Below are 1,649 nucleotides of genomic sequence, written 5' to 3' on the forward strand. Positions count from 1 at the left end.
AAGCTGGACATTCTTGAACGCCACGGCCTCAAAGTGTGGACCATCTCCAACCACCTCAAGGGCCAGGCCATCTGCGACGACCCGATCGACGAACGGCACCGCGGCATCCTGCCGGACGTCGTATGGGGCGACGGCGATCCTGAAGGGGTCCGCCGTCGTGCCGCCGAGGAACTGAAGAACACTGCACGGCTCGCCGCAAAGCTGGGCGTGAAAACGGTGACCGGCTTTACGGGATCGTCCATCTGGAAGTACGTGGCAATGTTCCCGCCCGCCTCCGAAAAGATGGTCGACGCCGGCTACCAGGATTTTGCCGACCGGTGGAACCCCATCCTCGATGTCTTTGACGAGGTGGGCGTCCGGTTCGCCCATGAGGTGCACCCGTCAGAGATCGCTTACGACTACTGGACAACGCAGCGCGCCCTCGAGGCGATCGGGCACCGCGAGGCCTTTGGCCTGAACTGGGACCCGAGCCACATGGTGTGGCAGGACATCGACCCTGTGGGGTTCCTGTGGGACTTCAAGGACCGGATCTACCATGTGCACTGCAAGGACACGAAGAAGCGCCTGTCCAACGGGCGCAACGGCCGGCTGTCCTCCCATTTGCCCTGGGCTGATCCGCGCCGCGGCTGGGACTTCATCTCCACCGGCCACGGCGACGTGCCTTGGGAGGATGCGTTCCGGATGCTGAACGCCATCGACTACCGCGGGCCGCTGTCCGTGGAGTGGGAGGACGCCGGAATGGACAGGCTGAAGGGCGCCCCCGAGGCGCTGGCTTTCGTGCGCCGGCTCTCCTGCTATGAACCCTCCGCCGCAGCTTTCGACGCCGCATTCAGCACGAAATAATTCGCAGACAAGTGAGGCCGGCCCCGCGGGGCCGGCCTTTCCTGTGCCATGAGCTTCTTGTATCCGGTCAGCTTTTTATATCGGTCAGAGGGCAGCCCGGGCCGCTGGTGCCGGCTCCACCAATGCTGGCTCCGCGAGGGCTGCCCCCGCCAGGGCCAGGTGACTCCGCGTCATCTCTGTTGGGTCGTCCTGCAGCCACTCGTGGCCGCCCCACTCGCTGGTCAGCGTGCCCGTGAAGCCGGTCCCGCGCAGCAGGCTGCCGAGGTCATGCAGCGGCTGGGAAACCCGGCCGCCGTCGTCGTCCAGATCCCAGAACTTCAGATGGAAGGCGCCCACCAGGGGGAGGATGCCCTGCAGGTCTGCGGCGTCACTGCGGCCGAAGCGGATGAGCAGGTTCATGAAGAGGGTGTGAATGCGCGGCGGAATCTTCCCTGCGCGGAGCAGGGCGGTGACAGCATCGTGGGTGGCGGGATCGCGCCAGTCGTTCTCCAGGCGCGCCAGAAGATCGGAAGGTACGCCGCCCTGCCGCAACTCATGAAGGTAGGTGACGGGAAGGGCCGGCATGAGCATGCTGATGTCGACGAGTACCCGCACGCGCTCATCTGCCAGTCCGGCTATCGCATCCAGTGCTGGTGCCACCGAAGGGTTGTTTGGAGCCTGCTGCCCTTGGATTTCTTCGTAGAGCACCAGGTCGAGTTCATGCAGCAGCGGCTGCAGCAACGTGAGCAGTTCCGTGCCTGCCTGTCCGATCGGTAACCGGATCCCGCGGGCACCCACTCGGCTGGCGGCGCTGAGCTGGGGGACCA

General features: G+C 65.2%; 2 protein-coding genes. One reads left to right on the top strand and one right to left on the bottom strand.

The genetic code is table 11. The features are described from left to right. Positions 1 to 843: sugar phosphate isomerase/epimerase (locus tag LQV45_RS30700; protein ID WP_230011048.1), on the top strand; the 843-nt coding region annotated here is incomplete at its 5' end. 84 nt (positions 844 to 927) lie between these two features. Here the strand turns inward: LQV45_RS30700 and LQV45_RS30705 are convergent. Continuing rightward, positions 928 to 1,649 (bottom strand): restriction endonuclease subunit R (locus LQV45_RS30705; protein ID WP_230011049.1); only part of this gene is annotated, 722 nt, incomplete at its 5' end.

It is taken from the genome of Microbacterium sp. Bi128 (assembly GCF_918698205.1).